23 protein-coding genes and 1 riboswitch are annotated in these 23,020 nt (G+C 64.4%); of the genes, 7 read left to right on the top strand and 16 right to left on the bottom strand.

Annotation, left to right across the window (positions count from 1 at the left end):
- Positions 1-48 precede the first annotated feature (48 nt).
- A riboswitch (cobalamin riboswitch) is annotated at positions 49-260 on the bottom strand.
- Between the two features lie 166 nt (positions 261-426).
- Together fni and ABE528_RS09070 are read left to right on the top strand one after the other, a co-directional pair.
- A complete protein-coding gene (gene fni / locus ABE528_RS09065) occupies positions 427-1,473 on the top strand; it encodes a type 2 isopentenyl-diphosphate Delta-isomerase (protein WP_346652720.1) in 1,047 nt (348 codons plus the stop codon).
- Between the two features lie 51 nt (positions 1,474-1,524).
- A complete protein-coding gene (locus tag ABE528_RS09070; RefSeq protein ID WP_346652721.1) occupies positions 1,525-2,439 on the top strand; it encodes a LysR substrate-binding domain-containing protein in 915 nt (304 codons plus the stop codon).
- A gap of 44 nt (positions 2,440-2,483) precedes the next feature.
- On the opposite strand, the gene madM is transcribed toward ABE528_RS09070, so the two are convergent.
- The 9 genes from madM to mdcA form a co-directional block, all read right to left on the bottom strand.
- Positions 2,484-3,248 carry a malonate transporter subunit MadM gene (madM, locus tag ABE528_RS09075; RefSeq protein WP_152955090.1) on the bottom strand — a complete coding sequence of 255 codons (765 nt, stop codon included), beginning with the start codon at positions 3,246-3,248 and terminating at the stop codon, positions 2,484-2,486.
- A gap of 5 nt (positions 3,249-3,253) precedes the next feature.
- Positions 3,254-3,655 (bottom strand): malonate transporter subunit MadL, encoded by a 402-nt coding sequence (madL, locus tag ABE528_RS09080; RefSeq protein ID WP_152955092.1) that lies wholly within the window; start codon positions 3,653-3,655, stop codon positions 3,254-3,256.
- Between the two features lie 63 nt (positions 3,656-3,718).
- The gene (gene mdcH / locus ABE528_RS09085) at positions 3,719-4,636 is read right to left on the bottom strand and encodes a malonate decarboxylase subunit epsilon (RefSeq protein ID WP_346652722.1); all 918 of its coding nucleotides are present in this window, start codon (positions 4,634-4,636) and stop codon (positions 3,719-3,721) included.
- Positions 4,633-5,247 (bottom strand): malonate decarboxylase holo-ACP synthase, encoded by a 615-nt coding sequence (locus tag ABE528_RS09090; protein WP_152955093.1) that lies wholly within the window; start codon positions 5,245-5,247, stop codon positions 4,633-4,635. Before ABE528_RS09090 ends, mdcH begins: the two co-directional genes overlap by 4 nt.
- 1 nt (position 5,248) lies before the next feature.
- A complete protein-coding gene (gene mdcE, locus ABE528_RS09095; protein WP_152955095.1) occupies positions 5,249-6,040 on the bottom strand; it encodes a biotin-independent malonate decarboxylase subunit gamma in 792 nt (263 codons plus the stop codon).
- Complete coding sequence (locus ABE528_RS09100; protein ID WP_346652723.1) at positions 6,037-6,885, bottom strand: biotin-independent malonate decarboxylase subunit beta; 849 nt, start codon at positions 6,883-6,885, stop codon at positions 6,037-6,039. The genes mdcE and ABE528_RS09100 overlap by 4 nt, the downstream gene beginning before the upstream one ends.
- On the bottom strand, positions 6,878-7,177 hold the full coding sequence (locus ABE528_RS09105) for a malonate decarboxylase subunit delta (RefSeq protein WP_152955100.1): 300 nt from the start codon (positions 7,175-7,177) through the stop codon (positions 6,878-6,880). The genes ABE528_RS09100 and ABE528_RS09105 overlap by 8 nt, the downstream gene beginning before the upstream one ends.
- A 1-nt stretch (position 7,178) precedes the next feature.
- Positions 7,179-8,063, bottom strand: a complete 885-nt coding sequence (locus ABE528_RS09110) for a triphosphoribosyl-dephospho-CoA synthase (protein ID WP_346652724.1) — start codon at positions 8,061-8,063, stop codon at positions 7,179-7,181.
- Positions 8,063-9,724: a malonate decarboxylase subunit alpha gene (gene mdcA / locus ABE528_RS09115; protein ID WP_346652725.1), complete on the bottom strand. Its 1,662-nt coding sequence runs from the start codon at positions 9,722-9,724 to the stop codon at positions 8,063-8,065. Before mdcA ends, ABE528_RS09110 begins: the two co-directional genes overlap by 1 nt.
- Positions 9,725-10,118: 394 nt before the next feature.
- Between mdcA and ABE528_RS09120 the strand changes: the two genes are divergently transcribed.
- Together ABE528_RS09120 and ABE528_RS09125 are read left to right on the top strand one after the other, a co-directional pair.
- Positions 10,119-11,189, top strand: coding sequence for an enoyl-CoA hydratase/isomerase family protein (locus ABE528_RS09120; RefSeq protein WP_346652726.1), 1,071 nt, complete (start codon positions 10,119-10,121; stop codon positions 11,187-11,189).
- A 16-nt stretch (positions 11,190-11,205) separates the two neighbouring features.
- Entirely contained in the window at positions 11,206-12,357 is a 1,152-nt protein-coding gene (locus ABE528_RS09125; protein ID WP_346652727.1) for an acyl-CoA dehydrogenase family protein, read from the top strand.
- 6 nt (positions 12,358-12,363) lie between these two features.
- Here the strand turns inward: ABE528_RS09125 and ABE528_RS09130 are convergent, their stop codons facing one another.
- Both ABE528_RS09130 and ABE528_RS09135 read right to left on the bottom strand, forming a co-directional pair.
- Positions 12,364-13,320 carry an AraC family transcriptional regulator gene (locus tag ABE528_RS09130; protein ID WP_346652728.1) on the bottom strand — a complete coding sequence of 319 codons (957 nt, stop codon included), beginning with the start codon at positions 13,318-13,320 and terminating at the stop codon, positions 12,364-12,366.
- Between the two features lie 306 nt (positions 13,321-13,626).
- A complete protein-coding gene (locus ABE528_RS09135; RefSeq protein ID WP_346652729.1) occupies positions 13,627-14,358 on the bottom strand; it encodes a hypothetical protein in 732 nt (243 codons plus the stop codon).
- 183 nt (positions 14,359-14,541) lie between these two features.
- On the opposite strand from ABE528_RS09135, the gene ABE528_RS09140 reads away from it, so the two are divergent.
- Positions 14,542-15,870: a delta-60 repeat domain-containing protein gene (locus ABE528_RS09140; protein ID WP_346652730.1), complete on the top strand. Its 1,329-nt coding sequence runs from the start codon at positions 14,542-14,544 to the stop codon at positions 15,868-15,870.
- Positions 15,871-15,943: 73 nt separating this feature from the next.
- On the opposite strand, the gene hisN is transcribed toward ABE528_RS09140, so the two are convergent.
- Positions 15,944-16,735 (bottom strand): histidinol-phosphatase, encoded by a 792-nt coding sequence (gene hisN, locus ABE528_RS09145; RefSeq protein WP_346652731.1) that lies wholly within the window; start codon positions 16,733-16,735, stop codon positions 15,944-15,946.
- A gap of 148 nt (positions 16,736-16,883) precedes the next feature.
- Here hisN and ABE528_RS09150 point away from each other — a divergent pair, with 148 nt between their 5' ends.
- Complete coding sequence (locus ABE528_RS09150; protein ID WP_152955115.1) at positions 16,884-17,774, top strand: universal stress protein; 891 nt, start codon at positions 16,884-16,886, stop codon at positions 17,772-17,774.
- A gap of 178 nt (positions 17,775-17,952) precedes the next feature.
- The gene (locus ABE528_RS09155; protein WP_346652732.1) at positions 17,953-20,088 is read left to right on the top strand and encodes a TonB-dependent siderophore receptor; all 2,136 of its coding nucleotides are present in this window, start codon (positions 17,953-17,955) and stop codon (positions 20,086-20,088) included.
- A 30-nt stretch (positions 20,089-20,118) separates the two neighbouring features.
- Here ABE528_RS09155 and ABE528_RS09160 read toward each other — a convergent pair whose 3' ends face one another.
- From ABE528_RS09160 to ABE528_RS09175, 4 genes are all read right to left on the bottom strand, one after another.
- Positions 20,119-20,640, bottom strand: coding sequence for an acyloxyacyl hydrolase (locus tag ABE528_RS09160; RefSeq protein WP_152955117.1), 522 nt, complete (start codon positions 20,638-20,640; stop codon positions 20,119-20,121).
- 180 nt (positions 20,641-20,820) lie between these two features.
- On the bottom strand, positions 20,821-21,567 hold the full coding sequence (locus ABE528_RS09165; protein ID WP_346652733.1) for a phytanoyl-CoA dioxygenase family protein: 747 nt from the start codon (positions 21,565-21,567) through the stop codon (positions 20,821-20,823).
- A 55-nt stretch (positions 21,568-21,622) separates the two neighbouring features.
- Complete coding sequence (locus ABE528_RS09170; protein WP_152955119.1) at positions 21,623-22,075, bottom strand: carboxypeptidase regulatory-like domain-containing protein; 453 nt, start codon at positions 22,073-22,075, stop codon at positions 21,623-21,625.
- A 60-nt stretch (positions 22,076-22,135) separates the two neighbouring features.
- Complete coding sequence (locus ABE528_RS09175) at positions 22,136-23,002, bottom strand: LysR family transcriptional regulator (protein ID WP_346652779.1); 867 nt, start codon at positions 23,000-23,002, stop codon at positions 22,136-22,138.
- Positions 23,003-23,020: the final 18 nt, after the last annotated feature.

Consider the following 23,020-nt stretch of genomic DNA (forward strand, 5'->3'; position numbering starts at 1 on the left):
GCCAGGCCGGCCGGGCTTGTTCGCCACCGGATCACCCCGCCCGGTTGAAAGTCGAAATCGTCTCGAGGCAGGTCTCCTGGCTTGCACCGTGCCAGCGTTTCACAGAGGAGAAACTGGCGGGATGACGCCTTCCCGCGCGTTGGCGCAGTGGCTGTGTCGATCCGTGGTCGGTGCCTACAGTTGCGGGGGCAGCCGCGGCTTGTACCGCGTTCCCGTCTTAGCTTCGGCATGGCCGAAGAACCTCGAAGTCGCAAGGCTACGCGGGGGGTGGCGGGTGGTCAACTGGCAGGTGTCCGCCGACAGCCCTCACTGCGCCCCCCAAAGGAACCCGCACCATCCCCTGCTGCCTGATGCCTTACCGATATTTCAGCTTATCTATACAACACAATTGCCCCACAACTGCTGCCCCCTCAACACGGAGCCGGCATGAAGAAAAACCCGCTAAGCCAACGTAAGGACGATCACCTGGATATCGTGCTGACCACCAACACCACCCCACATGGCGTGGACCCAGGCTGGTCAGCACTGCGCTTCGAACATTGCGCATTGCCGGAAATGGCTCTGGACGACATAGACCTCAGCACCAACCTGTTCGGCTGTGCGCTACACGCCCCACTGCTGATCAGCTCCATGACCGGAGGCGCCGAACGCGCGCGCTTCATCAACCAGCACCTCGCCGAAGCCGCCCAGGCGCTTGGCATCGCCATGGGCGTCGGCTCGCAGCGGGTGAGCCTGCGTAGCGGCCAGGACCAGGGCCTGACCGGCGAGCTCCGACGCCTGGCACCGGATGTGCCGCTACTGGCCAACCTCGGCGCCGCCCAGCTGCAAGAGACCGATGGCCTGGACCTGGCGCGCCGCGCCGTCGACACCCTGCAGGCCAATGCCCTGATCATCCACCTGAACCCGCTGCAGGAAGCCGTACAGCCTGAAGGCGACCGTGACTGGCGCGGGGTGCTGAAACGCATCGAGGCCCTGACCACCCGGCTGCCAACACCCGTGATCGTCAAAGAAGTCGGTGCCGGCATTTCACCCCGCGTGGCGCGCATGCTCTGCGACGTGGGCGTGGCCATGATCGACGTGGCCGGTGCCGGTGGCACCAGCTGGGCAGCGGTGGAAGCCGAGCGCGCCGGCAACGCCGCCGAGCGCGAGATCGCCCTGGCATTTGCCGACTGGGGCATCCCGACCGCGCAGTGCCTGCTGGCGGTGCGCCGCGCCGTGCCGGAAATCAGCCTGATCGCCTCCGGCGGCGTGGCCAACGGCGTCGATGCCGCCAAGGCCATTCGCCTCGGTGCCGACCTGGTAGGCCAGGCTGCCAATGTACTGAGCGCGGCGATGATCTCCACCCAGGCGGTGGTGGAACATTTCGATATTCTTTTGCGCCAGTTGCGTATCGCCTGCTTCTGTACCGGCTCGCGCAACCTTGCGCAACTGCGCCGGGCGCGCTTGCTGCCGAGCAACCTGACGCCGCCATGAAGCAGGCGGCTGTGGCATGATCAGCGCCTCCCTTCACGCTGGCCTTTCTGCATGCTGATCGACGAAGAACTGACCCTGAAAAAGCTCGAGACCTTCCTCGCCTTCATGCGCAGCGGCAACCTCGGCCGCGCCGCCGCCGAGCTGTCCACCAGCGCAGTCAGCGTGCACCGCGCCATCCACTCCCTGGAAAGCGCTCTGCGCTGCCCGTTGTTCAAGCACGAAGGCCGCCAGCTGATCCCGCTGGAAAGCGCCTATGTGCTGGAAAAGAAAGCCCGGCAACTGATCCAGGACGCCGAGCAGATGGTGCGCCAGACCCGCGAGGCCGCCGGTTTCTATGCCGAACGTTTCCGCCTCGGCGCGCTGTATTCGCTGACCGTCAAAACGGTGCCGAAGCTGGTGATGGGCCTGAAACTGCGGCGCAGCGAACTGAACATCGACCTGACCCTGGGCTCGAACGTCGACTTGCTGCAACGCCTGAAGAACCACGAACTGGAAGCCATCCTGGTGTCGCTGGACGAAAGCGCGGCGGACCCGGCCTGCGAGCAACTGCCGCTGTTCTCCGACGACATCTTCCTCGCCGTGCCCACCGATTCACCGTTCGCTGAGCAGCAGGAAGTGGACCTGGCGGACCTGGCCGACTCCACCTTCATCACCCTGACCCAGGGCTTCGCCACCCACCGCGATGGCGCGCGGGTGTTCCAGCAGGCGGGGTTCGAGCCGAAGGTGGCCATGCAGGTGAATGACATCTTCACCCTGCTGAGCATGGTCAGCTCCGGGGTGGGGTTTGCCCTGCTGCCGGGGCGGATCGCAGCGGTTTACGAGAACCGCGTGAAGCTGATTGCGCTGCAGGCGCGGTATCGCTTGCAGCAGCATATCGGGGTGGTGTTTCTCAAGGCCCGGGAGCGGGAGCCGAATTTGTTGGCCTTGTTGGCTGAGTGCCGGATGTATAGCCGACAAGTTGAGTAAAATCTCCGCCTCGAACGTTACATGTTGGCAAAGGGCAATGATCCTCATGCTGCAACCGCTCGCATGATGAAAAACAGCAGCGAAGGCCCAAGCAGGCAGCCCAGGGCTGTGTAAAACGCCGCCGTCAGGCAACCATAAGGCACCAGTTTCGGGTCGGTGGCCGCCAGCCCGCCGGCGACACCACTGGAGGTTCCCATCAAACCGCCAAAAATCACGGCAGTGCGTGGGTTGTTCAGGCCGATCATCGGCGCCACGAACGGTGTGACCACCATCACCAGGATCGCTTTGACCAGCCCGGCGGCAATCGACAGTGCCATCACTTCGGAGCTGGCCCCGATGGCAGCTCCGGTCACCGGGCCGACGATGTAGGTCACGGCACCGGCGCCGATAGTGGTCAGGCTGACCGCATCGGTGTAACCGAATGCCATGGCCACGCCGACGCCCGCGACAAACGACACCCCAATGCCAAAGAACAACGAAACGACTCCCGATACTCCGGCACGCTTGAGTTCATCGATGTTTACCCCGAAGGCCGTGGCGACAATCGCGAAATCACGCAACATCGCGCCACCCAGCAGGCCGATACCGGACAGCAGCGGAATATCCACCAGCCCTTTCTGCCCGCCTGTGAGTGCCCCGCCGAAATAGCTCAGGACCAGGCCGAGGAAGATGGCGATGGCTGAACCGTGCAAACGGCCGTGGGTAAGCCTGGCGGACAGCCAGTAAGAGAGCCACATGGTCACGCCGATGACTGCAAAGCCGCTCACCAGCCCATAACCACCGATCACTTTCATCATGGATTCGTACATGGCGATCACCGCTGTGACGTTGTCAGGGGTTTATCTGCAGCCGGTTCAGGCTTTTTTTGGCCAAGGCGGTCCAGCAGCGGCACCATGGCGAAACTGGCCAACACCGCAACGGTACCGGCAAGAATGGCCATAGGCCCGCCGGACAGCGCGCCAAACACGTTCTGCTGTGCGGCCATGGCCACCACGATGGGGATATAGATGGCGCTCCAGAACTCCACGCCCTGTTCGGACTTGGCCGTGATCAGGCCGCGTTTGTTGAGGTAACTGCCGATGAAGATCAGCAACAGCATGGCAATGCCCACGCCGCCAACGTTGGCAGGCACGCCCAGAAGCTTGCCCAGCAACTCACCGATAAACAGGCCAATAAGGGTACACAAGGCCAGGAAGGCCACACCGTAGATAATCATTGTTGTTGTCCTCGCGTTGGGTCGAAGTTGCTTGTTGTTGTCCTTCGAAAAACACGGTGCTTGTCAGTGTTGATTCACCTCCTGGCGCAACAGCGCGTCTACGGTATCCCAGCGCGTCGCTTCGAGGGCAACCACCCTGCCCTGTTCGAACACCGGGCGGGCCAGGCCGCTGAGCACGCTGCCCGGCGGTATTTCCACCTGCAGGCGCACGCCGCGTTCATAGGCGTTGCGCAACGTAGCACGCCAGTCGACCAGCCGCGCCATGTTGCCGGCCAGGTCATCGCGCAGGCGTTGCGGATCAAAGATCGGCCGCGCACGGCTGCCGCTCAGGTAGGTGATGCGCGGGCGATGTAATTCGACGCTGGCAAAGGCAGTGGCCAGCTCGGCGGCCGGGCCGTCGAGCAATGCGCAATGGGACGGCACGCTCACGGCCAGGCGCCGGGCCACGCCCTGGCCACGCCCGCGAGCCCTGGCAGCGACCTCGGCCATGGCCCTGTCGCTGCCGGCGATGACGATCTGGTTGTCGCTGTTGAGGTTGGCCAGGTACACCTCGCCGCCCACTTCGGCCAGCAAGCGTTCGACACTGCTCACGTCGAGGCCACTCAGGGCGGTCATGCCGTAACCCGTTGGGTAGGCCCGCTGCATCAATTCGCCACGCAGGGCCACCAGGCGCACCGCATCGGCAAACGCCAGCGCCCCGGCTGTCACGGCGGCGGGGTAAGCGCCGATGGACAGCCCGGCTACATATTCCGGTGCCGGGCTGCGCTGCAACAGCCAGCGCGCCCAGGCCACCCCGGCCAGCAGCAGGCACAACTGCACGGCGCGGGTCGACTGCAACGCCTGCGCACTGTCGAGGGCCGCGACCTGTTCACCCAGCGCATCACTGGCCTCCTCAAGAAGCAGCGTGGCGCCCTCGGGCAGGCGCTGCAACATGCCTGCCTGTTGCGCGCCCTGGCCAGGGAAGGCGAACAGGCTGCTCACGCTGCACACTCCAGCGCATTCCACGGGTCAGCGACAAGGCGCGCGCCCTGGGCCGATTTGAGCAGCACCCGGCGCGCCACACCAGCCCACTCGCGCAGGGCCACGGCACCTGCTGGCGTCTCCAACTGCACATCGATGCGGCACGGCCCGCAATCAAGAATATCCAGCAGCTCGCGTGCCTTCGCCCGGGTCATGAACTGCGGCGTGCGCACCAGCAGATCGAGGTCACTGGCGCCATGCACGACGTTGCACCCAGTGGCCAGCTGATAACCGACGCCTCCGGTCGGCCCCCAAGCCAGCCCACTGGCATCGAGCACGGGCGCCACCGAGGCCAGCGCCCGCAGGGCTGGCCAGGGGCTTTGCCCCGCCCCGCGCAGTGCCTCGGGGCTTAGTTGCCGCTGGATATCGCGCACACGCATCAGCACACCCAGGCGCTGCTCACGCCCCTGCCCGCGCACGCCCACTGCCACCCAGCCGCTGGCGCAGGCGGCACGCCGCACCACCACCGGCTGCCCGGCGGCCAATGCCTGCACGGCCCAGGCAGGCGCATCGGCAGGCAGGTCGGCCAGGGGCATGCCCCAGAGCAGGTCATGTGGCTGTGGCAGGTTCATCTCAGGCCTCCTGCCACTGGCTACGCAGGCGTGCGCGCACGTCGCGGGAGGCACTGCGGTTTTCACCCCCCAGGCGTGATTTCAGGTCGGTCGAATGGCCGATATCGCGCACCGCCTCGGCCAGACAGGCACGTACCTGGGCAATGTCGGCGGCACTCGGCGCCTCGGCGCTCTCAACCTGCAGGCGCCGCCACAGCAGGCCCAGCGAGGCATAACTGGCGAGGTCGTAGGCCATCGGTGGCACCTCGGCGGCCAGCGCCTCCAGTTGCTCGACACTGCGCAGGGTAATGCGCGCTGCTGCCGCCTTGCCCATGGCATGCACCATCACCCCGCTGTCATCCAGAGCAATCAGCCGTTGCGCCTGGTAGCCGTGAGCGAGGAAGGCTCCGGACATGGCCTTGCCGACCAACAGGCCAATCACCGGGTGCCCTGCCAGGCGCGCCTGGGCGTAGGCCTGCACGGCAGCGGCCAATGCCTGGTGGATACCCAGGGCTTCCTCGCGGCGGCCATAGGCCTGGCTCGGCACATCGATGATCGCGACGATGGCGCGTTTTTCGCCGTCGCGGTCCAGCTCGAGCGCATCGCTCACGGCCTTGGCCAGGCCCCAGCCCTCCAGCAGGCCGACTTCGCCCTCACGTGCCCGTGGGAACGGGTTGTGCGCGTCTGGCACCACGGCAATGAAGCGCGCCAGGCGGTTGTCCAGTTCGCCATCGACCACCTGCAACGAGGCCGGGTAGCCTGCCAGCGGTTCACCGCCGGCCAGGCCCGGCAGCCAGTTCAGGGCACGGTTCATGGGGCATCTCCTTGGTAGAGGGCACGCACGGCGGCGGCGTCCAGTTGCGGGCAGTCGGCGCCCAGGCTGGCCAGGCGCTCCAGGTACCAGGCATGGCGGCCGGCGCGGTTGGCGGATGGCGTGTCCAGCAGTTGCAGCAGCTGCTGGCGGATGCTGTCGACGTCATCCGCCACATAGGCATCCACCAGGCCGCTGGCGTGGCGTTGTTCGCCACCGGTCAGGCTCCAGATGAAGGGGCGGTCCTTGGCGTCGTACTCGGCGATACCGGCCTCCTGCTCGATCACTTGGGGGCCATTGAGGCCCAGGCGTGCTTCGCGGGTGACCAGCAGGTGGCTGCACAGCCCGGCTGCGATGGACATGCCACCGAAGCAACCGACCGAGCCTGCGATCAGGCCGATCACGGGTTGATAGGCGCGCAGTTCGACGATCGCCGCCTGGATCTCGGCAATCGCCGCCAGGCCGAGGTTGGCCTCCTGCAGGCGCACGCCGCCGGTCTCCAGCAGCAGCACGGCGCAGGTGGGGATGCCGTTGCGGTTGTCCTCGATGGCCAGCTCCAGGGCGCCGGCAATCTTGGCGCCGCCCACCTCGCCCATGCTGCCACCCTGGAAGGCACCTTCGATGGCGGCGAGCACGGTATGGCGGCCATCGAGCAGGCCTTTGGCGATGACCACGCCGTCGTCGGCCTGGGGCACGATGCCCTGGCGCGGCAGCCACGGCGACATCAGGCGGTCGAACGGGCCGAGCAGTTCGCGCAAGCTACCAGGGTCGAGCAAGGCTCGGGCACGCTGGCGGGCGCCCAGCTCGACGAAGCTGCGGCTTTGCAGCAGGCGGGCGATGTCAGTCATGGGCTATCTCCTCGAAACCTTGTTCCAGGCGCAGGCGCACCACGCCTGGGGTGGCGCCGAAGTCGTGGATGTCGATCTTCACCGCGGGCAGGGTTCGGCCGTCGAACAGGCGCTGGAACAACTGGCTCCAGCGGGCGCTGCTGCCGTTGACCGAAGTGACCACCTGGATCTCCAGGCGGCCAGCGCTGCCGGGCTCGATCAGCACTTCCAGGTCGCCGGAGCTGACGCAGCCGACCAAGGTGCGGCCACGGCCAGGCTCGGCGGCGGGGAATTGAAAGGTCAGGGTTTCCATTTCACAGGCTCCCGGCGTGGTCGAGGAACAGGCAGGCGGCCAGCAGATCGGCGGCGCCGCCCGGTGAGGCGTTCAGTTGCAGCAGTTGCGCATCCAGCAGGCGCAGCTGACGGCGGCCATCGAGGCTGGCGCAGCCGCCGGCTTCGAGCACAGCGCGGGCACCTGCCTGCAGGGTTTGCAGGCCTTGCGGGCCGGCCCGCCAGAGCACGCAGGTGTCACTGAGTGCGGCCATGATCGCCAGCAGGGCATCCAGCCGGGCCTGGCTCTCGCTGGCACCGTTGGCGCGGCTGCGGCGCAGTTGTGGCAGGCCGTGTTCGAGCACGGCGGGGAACCCTTGCTGGGCCTGTTCGCGGGCACCGCTGGCGCCGTAACGGTGGCGGACCTGGGTGCCGTGGCTGTCCCGAACAGGGGCCGCCGGGTCGTCGATCAGGGCGATGCGGCCGGCGCGGGCAGCAACGGCCTGGGGGGCGGCCTTGGCATCGAGCGCTTGCGCAGCCACCAGCAGGCCAAGGGCCCAGATCGCGCCGCGATGGGTGTTGATGCCGCCGGTGGTGGCGAGCATGGCCTGTTCACCTTCGCGGCCGATGCGGCCCAGCTCGGCGCGCAGCGGCAGGCCGATGTCGCCATGGGCCTGCGCGGCTTCGGCCATCTGCCGCAGGCAAGGCCACAGGGCCAGCGCCGAGGCATGCATCAGGGCCAGGGTCATGTCGGTGTGGGCGCCGCTGCTACGGCGGTCGACCAGGCCGGGCTTGGGGGACAGGTCGGCTTCGTCGATGAGGGCATCAACCGCCAGGTCGGCCAGTTGCTCAGCCAATGAAATCTCGGTTTGCCGGGCCGGCCTCATCGCGGCTGAAGCCGCTCCTACAGGGATCGCGTATGCAGTCATCACCAGCTCCTGAACCGTGCAGGCGGGTTGTAGAGGCCGCCGGACCAGTCGACCAGGTCGGCGATGCTGCGCGCGGCGAGCAACTCGCGGCTGGCGTCGGTGCGGCGGATGCCGAGGTCCTCGGGCAGGGCGATCAGGCCTTGCTGGCGCAGGCGCAGGGTGTCTTTGGGGTCGTGGCGCAGGCCGATGGCGGTGACGCCGGCCACGGCGGCGATCATCTGCTGGCGCTGTTCCAGGCTGCGCGCCTTGTACAGGTAGGCAATGCCTTCCTCGGTGAGCAGGTGGGTAACGTCGTCGCCGTAGATCATCACCGGCGCCAGGGGCATGCCGGCTTTCTTCGCCACGTCCACGGCGTCGAGGGTTTCGACGAAGGTGGGTTTGCCGCCTTCCTGATAGGTCTCGACCATCTGCACCACCAGCTTGCGGCCACGTTCAAGCATCGTCTCGGGCACGGTCATGTCGAGCCAGGCCGGGGTTGCATGGCGCCGGCCGCGAGGGTCGTGGCCCATGTTCGGCGCCCCGCCAAAGCCCGCCAGGCGGCCGCGGGTGACGGTCGAGGAATGGCCGTCGCCATCGACCTGCAAGGTGGCGCCGATGAACAGGTCGACCGCGTACTGCCCGGCCAGCTGGCACATCATGCGGTTGGACCGCAGCGAGCCATCGCGGCCGGTGAAGAACACGTCCGGGCGCTGGGCGATGTAGTCCTCCATGCCCAGTTCGGTACCAAAGCAGTGCACGCTCTCGACCCAGCCGGTTTCGATGGCCGGAATCAGCGTCGGGTGCGGGTTGAGCGCCCAGTTGCGGCAGATCTTGCCTTTCAGGCCCAGCGCTTCGCCGTAGGTCGGCAGGATAAGCTCGATGGCGGCAGTGTTGAAACCGATGCCGTGGTTCAGCGATTGCACCTGGTGTTTCTCGTAGATGCCGCGGATCGCCATCATCGCCATCAGCACATGCACCGGCTTGATGTGGCGCGGGTCGCGGGTGAACAGCGGTTCGATGTAGAACGGCTGGTCGGCAACCACCACGAAGTCGACCCAGGACGCCGGAATGTCCACGCGCGGCAGGTCGTCCACGCGGTCCACCAGCTGATTGACCTGGGCGATCACCAGGCCGTCGCTGAAGGCGGCAGGCTCGACCAGTGCCGGGGTGTCTTCGGTGCTCGGGCCGGTGTACAGGTTGCCATCGCGGTCGGCCATGAAGCCGGCGACCAGGGTGACATTGGGGATCAGGTCGACCAGCAGCCGCGAATACAGTTCGATATAGGTGTGAATCGCACCGACTTCGAGCAGGCCGTCTTCCAGCAGCTGGCCGATGCGCAGGCTCTGCGGGCCGGCGAAGGAGAAGTCGAGCTTGCGCGCAATGCCGCGCTCGAACAGGTCCAGGTGCTCGGCGCGGCTGACGCTGGGCATGATCATGTGCAGGTCGTGCAGGCGCTCGGGGTCGGCCTTGGCCAGCGAACGCGAGAGGAAGTCGGCCTGCTTCTGGTTGTTGCCTTCGAGCACCACCCGGTCGCCGGGGGCAATCAGCAGTTCCAGGGCTTCGACGATCCGCTCGGTGGGCAGCACCACACCGTCGGCCAGGTGACGGACGCGGTCCAGGCGGCGCTGCTTCTCGGCGCGCCGCCTGGACCATTGCGGCGGTGGATTCTTCGTTATGGTCATTGGGTGACTCCACGGGTTCGCTGTCGTGGGGGCACATTAGGGCGGGGTTGGTCGGGGGATCAATCAAGCTGGGGGGATGATCGTTACGGTTTTAGTAATGGTTGCTGGTTTGGGGTGCCTGGCGATAGTTTTTCAGGGGTTTCGAGATCGAGCGCCGCCCGCGCGGCGCATCGCGGAGAAATCCGCTCCCACATCTGTTGCAACGTGGCCATGGTTGCCAGCCTTGGGCGGACGACGTAATTTCGATAGGCGCTGAATGGCTCAAGGCAAAAACGCACGATGCCCCTGCAGATTTGTCGATTGTACAAGGCAAATTCGCATGCCAGGATCCAGCGACCCTCCAGCGCACTCCAGACTTCACTTGGAAAATCAATAACAAAGCAGGGAGAACGCGATGACCGCGCACGCTCATACCTCGGCAACGGCTCATGTACTGGCCGAGGTCCGTAACCAGATTGGCCACCTTACCCTCAACCGCCCTGCCGGCCTCAATGCCCTGACCCTGGACATGGTGCGCAGCCTGCGCCAGCACTTCGACCAATGGGCCGAAGACCCACAGGTGCAGGCCGTGGTGCTGCGCGGCGAAGGCCCCAAGGGCTTCTGCGCCGGTGGCGATATCCGCTCGCTGCACGACAGCTATAAAGCAGGCGAAACCCTTCACGAAGACTTCTTCGTCGAGGAATACGCCCTGGACCTGGCCATCCACCGCTACCGCAAGCCGGTGCTGGTGCTGATGGACGGCTTCACCCTCGGTGGCGGCATGGGCCTGGCCCAGGGCTGCGACCTGCGGATCGTCACCGAACGCAGCCGCCTGGGCATGCCCGAAGTCGGCATCGGCTACTTCCCGGATGTCGGCGGCAGCTACTTCCTCTCGCGTATCCCGGGCGAACTGGGCACCTACCTGGGCGTCAGCGGCACCCAGATCCAGGCCGCCGATGCCCTGTACTGCGGGCTGGCCGACTGGTACCTGGCCAGCGACAAACTCGCCGCCCTGGATGAAGGCCTGAACACCCTGCGCTTCGGCGACCATCCGCTCAAGGACCTGCAAAACCTGCTGGCCAAGCTCGGCAGCCAGGTCCTGCACGATGCGCCGCTGGAAAAGCTGCGCCCGGTCATCGACCACTTCTTCGCCCAGCCCGACCTGGCGGCGATCATCGAGCAGCTGCGTGCGGTGCGCATCGGCGACAGCCACGCATGGGCGGTGGCCACTGCCGACCAGCTGGAAAGCCGCTCGCCGCTGGCCATGGCGGTTACCCTGGAGATGCTGCGCCGCGGTCGCCACCTGGCACTGGAAGACTGCTTCGCCATGGAGCTGCACATCGACCGCCAGTGGTTCCAGTACGGCGACATCATCGAGGGCGTGCGCGCCCTGATCATCGACAAGGACAAGCAGCCGCGCTGGAACCCGCCGACCCTGGCCGGGTTGTCGCGCCAGCGGGTCGACCAATTCTTCGAAGGCCTGTGAGCCCGGGAGTACACAGATGCAAGACCTGGAACTGAGCGAAGAACAGATCATGATCCGCGACATGGCCCGGGACTTCGCCCGTGGCGAGATCGCGCCGCATGCCCAGGCCTGGGAAAAGGCCGGCTGGATCGACGATGGCGTGGTCCGCAAGATGGGTGAACTGGGCCTGCTCGGCATGGTCGTGCCCGAAGACTTTGGCGGCAGCTACACCGATTACGTGGCCTACGCCCTGGCAGTTGAGGAAATCGCCGCCGGTTGCGGTGCCACCGGCGCGATGATGAGCATCCACAACTCGGTCGGTTGCGGCCCCCTGCTCGCCTACGGCACGCCCGAACAGCAACAGGCCTGGTTGCCACGCCTGGCCGCTGGCGAGGTGATCGGTTGCTTTTGCCTGACCGAGCCTCAGGCCGGCTCCGAAGCGCACAACCTGCGCACCCGCGCCGAGCTGGTCAATGGCGAGTGGGTGATCAATGGTGCCAAGCAGTTCGTCAGCAACGCCCGGCGTGCGGGCCTGGCCATCGTTTTCGCGGTGACCGACCCGGAGCTGGGCAAGAAAGGCCTGTCGGCGTTCCTGGTGCCGACCGACAACCCAGGCTTCAAGGTCGACCGCAGCGAGCACAAGATGGGCATCCGCGCCTCCGACACCTGCGCGGTGACCTTCGACAACTGCCGCATCCCGGCGGCCAATATCCTCGGCGAGCGCGGCAAAGGCCTGGCCATCGCCCTGTCCAACCTCGAAGGTGGCCGCATCGGCATCGCCGCCCAGGCCCTGGGCATTGCCCGTGCCGCTTTCGAGGCGGCGCTGGTGTATTCGCGTGATCGCATCCAGTTCGGCAAGCCGATCAACGAACACCAGAGCATTGCCAACCTGCTGGCTGACATGCAGGTGCAGGTGAATGCTGCGCGCTTGCTGATCCTGCATGCCGCACGGCTGCGCACGGCGGGCAAACCGTGCCTGTCGGAGGCGTCGCAGGCCAAGCTGTTTGCGTCTGAGATGGCCGAGCGCGTTTGCTCGATGGCGATTCAGGTGCATGGCGGGTATGGGTACCTGGAAGACTACCCGGTCGAGCGCTACTACCGCGATGCGCGGATTACCCAGATCTATGAGGGGTCGAGTGAGATCCAGCGCATGCTGATCGCACGCGAACTCAAGCACTACCCCTTGTAAGCCCTGTCACTGGCGCTGCCTGAAGGTTTCCGAAGGCAGCTGGCCAAACCGCTGGCGATACACCTCGGAGAAGCGCCCGAGGTGCAGAAAGCCATAATCCATGGCCAGTTCGGTGACGCTGCGCACCGCGCAGCTGCCATCGCCCAGGCACGCATGCACCCGCTCCAGCTTGCGCTGGCGCACATACTGCTTGGGCGTGGTGCCCAGCTGGCGATCGAACAGCGCATACAGCGAGCGCACGCTCATGCAGGCCTGCTCTGCCAGCGCTTCGGCTGGTAGCTCCAGCTTGAGATTGCGCTCGATGTAATCGAGGATCCGCTCCAGGCTCGCACCCGGCGTACCCAGGCTTTCGCGGCGGATATTGGTGCTCATCAGGGTCATCAGCTTGCTGGCGACGATCTGGCTGTAGTGCCCCTGCACCCGCGGTAACGAGTCAATGACCTCGGCTTCGTGGCATACCATGGCCAGCAGGTTGACGAAGCCATCCAGCTCCTCCAGCCGGTAGTGATTGCGCAGGAACCGCACGCCGCCATCCGGGCGCTGCCAGCGCTGCTCGTCGCAGATGCTGTCGAGCAAGCGGGTCGGCACCTTGAGGATGAACTTCTCGCAGTCATCGGAATAGGTCAGGTCGACCGGGTCGTCCGGGTTGATCAGCAGCAACTCGCCCGGCACCAGGTGATGTTCGCGCTGGCGACCGCGCCACAGGCAGTTGCCGTTGAGCAGCACTTGCAGGTGATAGATGCTTTCCAGTGCCGGCGAGGTGACCCGCACGCTGCCGCCATAGCTGATGCGGCACAGGTCGAGCTCGGCGAATTTGCGGTGGCTGAGGCTGGCCTGCGGGTGGGTGGTGCGCGACAGGCCGATGCAGTGCTGACCGACGTGCTGGTTGACGTAGTCGGACACGGCATAAGGGTCGGCGTGATGGAACACGCTACTGCGCTCGCTCAGCAGGCGGCTTTCCATAGGCAAGGCACTCGGCATCGTTATTGTTTTGGTCGCCGCGCCCTACTGGCCCGTGGGCCTGTGGTTGCGGTCGTTAACAGTCATTCTATCGGGCCGGGGTCAGGTATCTTGGGGCAGCTGACCACTGGCGTAGTATTGTCACAGCTAAGCAAAAACGCGGGGCTTGGGCAATCCGATGTTCGGATTGGGTGGGCGAATAACGGACCGCGACTGGTGTTATGCGGGCGATTATCGAACAAAATTGATTTTTTTGTATTGCATGCAGCATCGATATCGAAGGGTCAAACAAGGCGGACCCTGTAGGCCTCACTGCACCGGCAGGAAATTCATCAACAAAAGGCTCTGCGCATAATTAAGGCCGATTCGCCGATAGCGCTCGTCCAGCAACTCCGCCAGCAGGTCCAGCCGCGCCACGACCTTGCCGAACTCCACGGCAAAACTCAGGTTGCTGCCCTCCTCCGAGATCTCGTTGGAAAACAGCAACAGCACCCCGTTGGCATCCTGGCGCTGGCTGAGCATCCACGTGGCCTTCTCGATATTGCGCGCCGCGTTATTGATGAACAACGGGTCGAGGGTATCGGTCATGTAGAACTCGGTACGCCCGCCGTGCGCAGTGATCAGCATGCTGCCGATGGCGTAGATGAAGGCGCCGACCCGGTCGCCGCGAAACTCCGGGCTCAGGGCGTAGCTCAGGGCGGCAAGGTCGCGGCGGTTGCCCAGTTGCGGCAACGGCTGGCGCTGCTCGATGGCGATGCGGATCTGCCGTTCGGCGGTAGCTGCATCCAGGTAGCCGGACAGCGTCAACTGGTTGGGGTTGCGCAGGTACAGCTTGTTCATCAGCAGGTACAGACTCTGCAGGTTGTCGCGCATGGCCAGTGTGGCCATACGGTCGACGCTGGTCTGGAACAGCTCGCTGGGCTTGCCGTTACCAAACTGGTTGACGATGTCGTGGCCTTGCTGCGGGCTGCAGCCGGCCAGGCCAATCAGGGCGCCTGCCAGCAGCAGACGCGGGAAAAATCGGAAATTGCTTGCAACCATCGGCACCGGATCGATATTCGGCGGCCGCACCGGGGGTCAGTACGGCCTGGCCAAGCATAGAGCCCGGAAATCGGAAAAAGTGCGACGGCCGCCCTTCAGCACCCACCTGGCAATTCTGTCAGTTTCGAGAAAATCACTTCGCTCTTAACGTTGCTGTACCTCCATTACATGAGAGCAAGCACCATGACTACTCAACAAGCTGGCGATCTGGACCTTACTTACGGAGACCAGGGTGACGGCCTTGCGCGCATACCGCCCTTGGGCAATCTGGACCCAGATGTATACACACTTCTGATAGGCCCCAGCGCATGGGCCAATGAAGGCTCAGCAGCGCTCTATGGCTACAATCCCGACGACCCGACTCAAGAAAACAAAGTGTTCACCCGGATACATGCTGACGGCCGCTGGGATCGCGCAACAGGGCATGTGCCGATTTCAAAAAACCAGAACGACCCCATGCCATTGAATTTTGACAACTTTGCAACGCTGTGCCACACGACAGGCAATGCAGAGGGCGGACTTCTGACGGCAGGGTATGCGTACTATTTTGAAGACGATAACTTGTATCAAGAAATTGTTGTCGGTCGCTACACACAGCATTTTCTACCTTGGCCGGGTTTTGCAGATGACGGCATCGCCACGACACGTCCAGTGACCCGCCGTGCGGGCCAATTGCTAGCCAGGAACCTCAATGCAAAAGCATCGGACTACCGAAGCGCACCGAAAATGGCATTGGCCGCTGGGTTGATCAGGGTTGTTTTCAATGCCAAAACCGAAACGGCAGACGGCGAATTGATCGAGGAAACCTTGTGCGTGACGCTCGATCCAGGCTCGGGAATAATGGTCAACGCGCTTGGCCCTGGGCTGGATAGAAGTCGATGGGCCCTGCCGACATTCCAAGACAAAACGTTAGATCCCTACCGTGCTGTTTTTCTCAATGACGGCGGCTTCTTCCTGTTGGCAGCAGCAGGCACGTCCATGTACTTGCTGCGTTTCAAAGCCAACGCAGAACTTGAGACTTCATTCGCGGGCGTGGGCTTCATCGAGCTGCCGCTCAGGCACCGTCAGTTCGGGCTAGCGATCAAGGACGAGTTGATCGTGGTCAGCAGCGGTGCGACCTTCAACATCAGTGTACCCAGTGAAACCGAGCTTTACGGTTTCAACTTCGAGGGCCACCAGGACGAACGCTTCAGGCGCACACTCAAACTGCCTGATGGGAATCTCTCGCTTGTGCATATCGCGTTCGACGAGCAAGGTCGTCTGGTTCTCGCGGGCCAGCGATACTACAGGGCTGGCAGCGATCCGCAGATTCATGCCGAGTTGCGTCTAGCACGATTGCTGGTTGACGGAACGATGGACCTCAGCTTTGGCAAAGACGGCTTTTCAGACCGGAACGACTATCTCTGGGCCAGTAACGGCATGCACGTCAACACCCAAGGCATCCGCGTTCTTACACTCATGCCTGTCGGCGACCGACCTTTTTACGAAATGATTGCCCGCTTCCTGTCCTGACTGTGGGTGGCCCCTGCGATGGGGCCCCTCCAACGCCGCCAGTCGATATAGCCAGCCGTCCTCGGCTAAGCGCTCACATGGCCTGACGCAACATCTCCACCACCTGCGCATGTAGCGCCGGGTCGCCGCAGGCCACCACGCAGCCGCCATTCTGCGCGCTGCTGCCGTCCCAGGCCGTGATCACCCCGCCCGCCCCTTCGATGATCGGCATCAACGCCTGCACGTCATACGGCTGCAAGCTCGCTTCGACGATCACGTCGACAAAGCCCGAAGCCAGCATGCAGTAGGCATAGCAGTCACCACCATAACGCATCAGCCGCGCCCTGCCCGCCACGGCCTCGAACGCCGCCTTGCGCTCGGCGGTGTCGAACATGTCCGGGGTGGTGCACATCAGTGTGGCCGAGGCCAGGTCGGCGCAGGCACGGGTTTTCAGCGGCGTGCCACTGCGCCAGGCGCCTGCCGGGGTACCGACGAAACGTTCGCCGGTGAACGGCTGGTTCATCACCCCCACCACCGGGCGCGTGCCATCGTTCAGAGCAATCAGCGTGCCCCACAGCGGCAGCCCGGTGATGAATGCGCGGGTACCGTCGATCGGGTCGAGCACCCAGGTCAGCGGGCTGCTGCCCACCGCCACACCGGCCTCTTCACCGAGAATGCCATGTTCCGGGTAGCGCGCCTGGATCAGCTCACGCATGGCATCCTCGGCCGCCTTGTCGGCCACGGTCACCGGGTCGTACAGGCGCCCGCCCTTGTCCTCGACCTCCAGGCTGGCACGGAAGTACGGCTTGATCGCCAGCGCAGCGGCATCGGCCAGCTGCTCGGCGAAGGCTTGGAATTCGCCGATCTGTTCAGCATTCAGGGACATGGGGCAGGCCTCGTGAAAAATGGTGTGGCGCGCATCATACCCGACAACCCGCAGCGCAGTGGGCCGACCGAAGCGCTAGCGCGGTCTAGACTGTACAGACCAGAAAACATGGCATGAACCGGGGGGCTGCCACACGTGGAGGTGTGCGATGAGCCAGTTCAAGCGTCTGTTCGTCATGCTCGGCCCGCAAATGCGCCATACCCCGGCGCTGCAACGCGCGGCGGCATTGGCCGAGTCCAGCGGTGCCCTGCTGGATATCAATGTGTTCGTCGACGATGTCGACACGCTTGGCCTGATGAGCGACGGTCACGAGCGTGAACGGCTACTCGGCGACAACCGCCAGTGGCTGGCCGACGAGGCCGAGCAACTGGGCAACGCCGGGCTCGATGTGTCAACCGAACTGCTGCTGACCCGCGACCCGCTGAGCAGCGTGCTCGAACGCATCGAACGGCTAGGTTGCGACCTGCTGATCAAGGACGTGCAGCACGAACCGGTGCTCAAGCGCCTGCTGGTCACGCCGCTGGACTGGCAATTGCTCAAGGAAAGCCCGGTGGCCGTGCACCTGGTCAGCGACATCCGCCTGCCGCTGCCCCGGCAGATTGCCGCGGCGGTGGACCTCAACTGCCACGGCGTCGGCGAGCACCTGGACGATCAGGTGATCCACAGTGCCCATGCCCTGGCCCTGCAATGCAACGCCGAACTGCACCTGTTGCATGTGTGCGACGCGGCCAAGACCCATATCGCCGACTTTGGTGCCGGCACCGTCACCATCCCAGGGTTCGATGGCAGTGTGCGCACGTCGCAGCGGGCGGCATTCAACCGGCTGGGCGACCATCACCAGATTCCGCTGGAACGGCGGCATTTTGTCGAGGGCGCGGCGATCCGGGCGATTGCCCAGTTCGTCAGCCACAGCCGGGTCGATGTGATCGTGATGGGCAGCCATCGGCATGATGCGATGCAGACGTTCCTTGGCGGCACCACGGCGCATGTGCTGGAGCATCCGCTGTGCAATGTGCTGGCGATCAAGGACCGCCGCTGAGCTTTGTCCAGGCGTGCGGGAGCCGCCCTTGCCGGCTCTCGCAGGCCAGGCCTGCCAAGCGCTTGGTATCTGGCACACCAGTTCCGATTAAAAAGAATGCATTTGATAATGATTCGTAGTAGTTTCTCGGCGCTTTCCTCATTTCCTATCAGCGCCCTACTCCAGGATCGTACCGTCGATGCGTCGCACGTTCGTTTCGCTTTGTGTGCTTCAAGCTATCTCCCCGCTGGCCTTTGCCGAGCCTGAGCCGCTCGGCGAACCGGCGCAGATCGAACTCCAGGCCCTGAACATCACCAGCAGCGCCGACAGCGAACGCGCCGATGGCCCGGTGGATGGCTACAAGGCCAGCCGCTCGGCCAGTGCCACGCGCACCGACACCGCCCTGCACGAAACCCCGCAATCGATCAGCGTGGTGCCCAGGGATGTGCTCGAAGACACCGGCGCCACCCGCCTGCAGGACGGCCTGGACTATGCCGGTGGCGTCGGCCGCGCCAACAACTTCGGCGGCCAGGGCCTGACCACTTTCACCGTGCGCGGCTTCACCACCGGCGAGTTCTACCGCAACGGTTTCCCGATCAACCGCGGCTACCCCAACGCCCCCGACGCCAACACCGTCGAGCGCCTGGAAGTGATCCGCGGCCCGGCCACCAGCCTGTATGGCCGCGGCGACCCCGGCGGCACCTTCAACGTGGTCAGCAAACAGCCGCTGGCCGAGCCCAAGGTGACCCTCGGTAGCCAGTTCGACGACCAGGGCATGCACCGCGCGACCCTGGACGCCACCGGGCCGCTGAACGCCGATGGCTCGCTGGCGTATCGCCTGAATGTGCTGGGCGAAGGGGGCGAGAGCTTCCGCGACGATGTCGAAAGCGAGCGTTATGACGTTGCTCCGGTGATCAGCTGGCAAGTCAACGACGCCACCAAGGTCATCTTCGAAGGCGACTTCATGCGCAACAACCACCCACTGGATCGCGGCCTGACCCGCCTGCCCGGCCAGATCGGCACGGCCTCGCGCGACACCAATATCTGGGAAAAAGGCAGCGACAACCTGCTGCACAACGACAACAACATGGCCCAGTTGCGCTTCGAGCACCTGCTCAACGACAACTGGACCCTGGGCGGCGGCCTGCAATGGCTGGACGGCTCGCTCAAGGGCAACGCCGTGGAAGCCAACGGCCTGCAGGCCGACGGTCGCACGCTGGGGCGCAATTTCAACTACCGCAAGCTGGAGTGGACCGACCGCGACTACCAGCTCAACCTCACCGGCCACTTCGACACCGGCGGCTTTGCCCACACCCTGCTGACCGGCATCGAATATGAAGACTACGACTACAACTCGATCATCCAGCGTTCTGCCGCAGGTACCGGCGCCTACCCGATCGACATTTTCGACCCGGTGTTGGGCCAGCCGCGCCCTGCCCTGACCCGCACCACCACCCATGACAAGGAAAACCTCAAGACCTGGGCGGCCTTCATCCAGGACCAGGTGGCCCTCACCGAGCGCCTCAAAGCCCTCGCCGGGGTGCGTTTCGAGCGCTACGAGCATGACTATGACAACAAGCTCAACAATGCCGGTGACTTCAACAAGGGCGAGAACGGCGTCACCCCGCGCTTCGGCCTGATCTACGACCTGACCGATACCGTTGCCGTGTACGCCAACACCGCGCGCTCGTTCAAGCCCAACAGCGGCGCGAGCCTGCAAGGCACAGGCTTCGACCCGGAAAAGGGCAAGTCCTATGAGCTGGGCGTGAAATGGGAAGCGCTGGACCGTCAGCTGAGCGTGGACGCGGCGATCTACCACATCGTCAAGGAAAACGTGTTGACCCGCGACCCGAACGACCCGACCGGCACCTACAGCGTCGCTGCCGGCGAAGTGCGCAGCCGCGGCCTGGACATCAACGTCGCCGGCAACCTGACCCCGGAGTGGCGGATGATCGGCGGCTATGCCTACGTCGACGCCGAGGTGACCCAGGACAACAGCATCCCCACCGGCACCCGCCTGGCGAACATCCCGCGCAACAGCTTCAGCCTGCTTAACACCTATGAGTTCCAGGATGGGCTGGCCAAGGGCCTGGGGCTGGGGGTTGGCGTGAAGTATGTGGATGACCGCGCCGGGCAGACTGCCGCCAGTACCTACACCATGGAGCGCTACAGCGTGGTGGACTTGCTGAGCTTCTACAAGGTCAACGAGCACGTGCGCTTGAACCTGGACGTGAAGAACGTGTTCAACAAGGGCTATGACGAGGGGGCGTTCAACACCTATGTGTACCCGGGGGCGCCGCGCACGGTGCAGGCTGGGGTTTCCTACACCTTCTAAACTGCTGGGGCCGCTTGGCGGCCCCCTGCATCAGAAGCTCTTGCTGTAGAACAGCGAGTACGACTCGATGCCGTCGTTCGGTTGCTTGATGCCGGCATTGGAGTAGTGAATCAGGCGGACCCCCGCCTTCTGCGCACCCGGCAACTTCAGGCCGAAACCGATGCGGTCTTCGAAGTTGACTGCCGAACCCAGGTCGTGGTCGCCCACCTCGGTCTTGGAAAAGGCCGCCAGGCCTATCCCGGCTTCGACATACGGGGTGTAGGTGAAACCGCTGAACTCATAAGTGAACACCGGGCTGAACGACAGCGAGTGAGCGCCGCTGGCATCGCCACCTTCCCAGTAGGTGTAGGCCGCATCCCAATAGCCCGTCACATAACCGATGTCGCTTTTCAGCCACTGCTTGTCCCAATCGAACGACATACCGAGACGGTAGGTCATGTCACCTTGCCCGGTAGCCCCCACGGCACCGGAAATCTGCGCGGCCTGCGCCAGGCTGGTGCCGGCGAGGGCCAATAGGGCGGCGGCCAGCGTGCTGGCAAGACGGGTTTTCATCAATGACTTCTCCTGATGGTCACACTGGCAAGTGGGGGCTTGGGCCCCTCGATTTTTACGGTGAACGGTGCATCCAACCGGTCACACGGGGTAATACTTTTCTGATTATTGTCTAGATAATCAGAAAGTTGAAAGTGAATTGCCAGCATTGTTTGAATTTACCCGCCGTGCTCCGGTACCTCAGTCGTATTCGGCCTCCTCATGCTCCCCCAGCAAGCGCCGTTGCCGAGGTGTCGCCTGCTCCAGTACCTGTGGGTTGAACTGCCAGCTGAGGTAGGGGGAAAACTTCTGCGCCACCATGCGCCGGCCGTAGTGCACCTGCAGCATGTCGCGCTCGCGGGTATTGCTGCAGTTGGCACCGCCGCTGTGCCAGATGTCACTGCGAAACACCAGCGCGTCGCCCGCCTGGCACAGTACCGGGCGGGCTTCGCAGCCTTGCCACTGCTGTTCGCCAGGTTGCGGTGAACGCGCAGCGCGATGGCTGCCGGGGACCACCCAGGTGGGGCCGAGGTCGAGGTCAATGTCACTCAGGTACAGCTGCGCCGTCAGAATCTGCATGGGCTGGCAAAAATCGCCGCGTGCAACCAGCCAGGCCGGCAACGTCATGGGCAGGTGGTCCAGGTGCAGGTCCATGCCCGGGTAGCCAGGGTGGCTGCGCCAGACGGTCTGGCCGATCACGTGGCAGTCTGCACCGAGGGCTGCTTCGGCGAGCTCGATCAATGGCGGCAGGTCAAGAAAGGGCAACCACAGCGGGTCACGATTGAAGACGCACTTGTAGTGTTCAAGCAGCCCCTGGTAGTCCCAGTGCAGGGGTTGCAGGTCGTCGATGGCGCAACGCAGCAACGCCACCCGCACGCCATCGAGCACGCCGCGAAGCAGGACGTAGCCCTGCTCCTCCAGCGCTTGCAGTTGTGTGTCGAGGCTCATGCCAACAAGCTCCTGCCCAGGCAGAGTACAGATGTACTCCGCCCGTTTTTGCCCATTAGTGCCAGTTCAGGCTTGCAGTGACCGGCGTCTTGCCGTTCACCGTGACCTGTTGCTGGACCGTGGTGCCCTGCCCCTGGCCAACGACTTTGTACTGACCCGGTGGCAACTGGACATAGACCAGCGGCCCAGCATCCTGCAGGCTCAACACCGATTTGCCTTGTGCATTCTGGATATCGACTGCGGCGCCGCTTTCGAACTGGCCGTGTGCGCCGGTGGACAGTTCGACGTGCAGGTCATAGCCCTTGGTGCGGCGCATGGCATTGGCTTCGTCCTGGCCGATACCGCCCTCCAGGTAGCGCACGCCATTCTGCTCCTGCGGCTGCAGTTGCACGGCTTGCATGTCGATGGGGGCGTTGTGGTCGTCCACTTCCGCGGCGGCGGCCAGGGTCCAGGGCAGCGCCAGTGCGATCAGCAGCGTGGCGCCCAAAGCATAGTGATGGTTACGCATGGTCAGCTCCTCCTCAAGGAGATGGCTTACCTGATATTTGACCCCACACGGTGCTGATGTTCACGCCGTTCGCCGCTCTTCGAGAAGTTTCACGAACATGCTCAGGCTGCGCGAAACCGTGCCGCGCCGCCACACCAGCCAGGTCTTGAGGTAACGGAACTGCTCCTGCATCGGCCAGGCGCAGACCGTGCTGCAGCCGGGCATGTTGTCGAGCATGCTGCGCGGCAGCATGGCCAGGCCGGCACCGGCGCTGACGCAGGCGAGCATGCCGTGGTACGACTCCATTTCGTGGATCTTGCCAGGCACCGCCTGGTCCTGGACAAACCAGTTCTCGAAGTGGTGACGGTACGAGCAGTTGGCCCGGAAGGCATAGATGCTCGCGCCGTTGACGTCCTGGGCACGGGTGACCGGGGCGTGGTTGAGCGGCGCGATGATCACCATCTCCTCCTCGAACACCGGCATGCCTTCGAGCGTGGGGTGCAGCACCGGGCCGTCGACGAAGGCCGCCACCAGGCGCCCGGCCAGCACGCCTTCGAGCATGGTCCCCGACGGCCCGGTGGACAGGTCGAGGTCGACCTTGGGGTAACGCTGGTTGTAGGCAGCCAGCAGCGCCGGAATGCGCACCGCCGCCGTGCTCTCCAGCGAACCCAGGGCGAAGGTGCCCTGCGGATCTTCCCCTGCCACGGTCAGCCGCGCCTCGTGCACCAGGTCGAGAATGCGCCGGGTGTATTCAAGGAAGTTCCAGCCCGCTGGCGACAGGCGCAGGCGGCTTTTTTCGCGGATGAACAGCTCGACACCGAGGTCTTCCTCCAACTGCTTGATGCGCGTGGTCAGGTTCGACGGCACCCGATGGATATGCTGGGCGGCGGCGCTGATGCTGCCCTGCTCGGCCACGGCCTTGAAGATCTCCAGTTGCACCAGGTCCACAGTCATTCTCCAAACGTG

The organism is Pseudomonas sp. TWI628, assembly GCF_039673865.1.
Lineage (GTDB): Bacteria > Pseudomonadota > Gammaproteobacteria > Pseudomonadales > Pseudomonadaceae > Aquipseudomonas.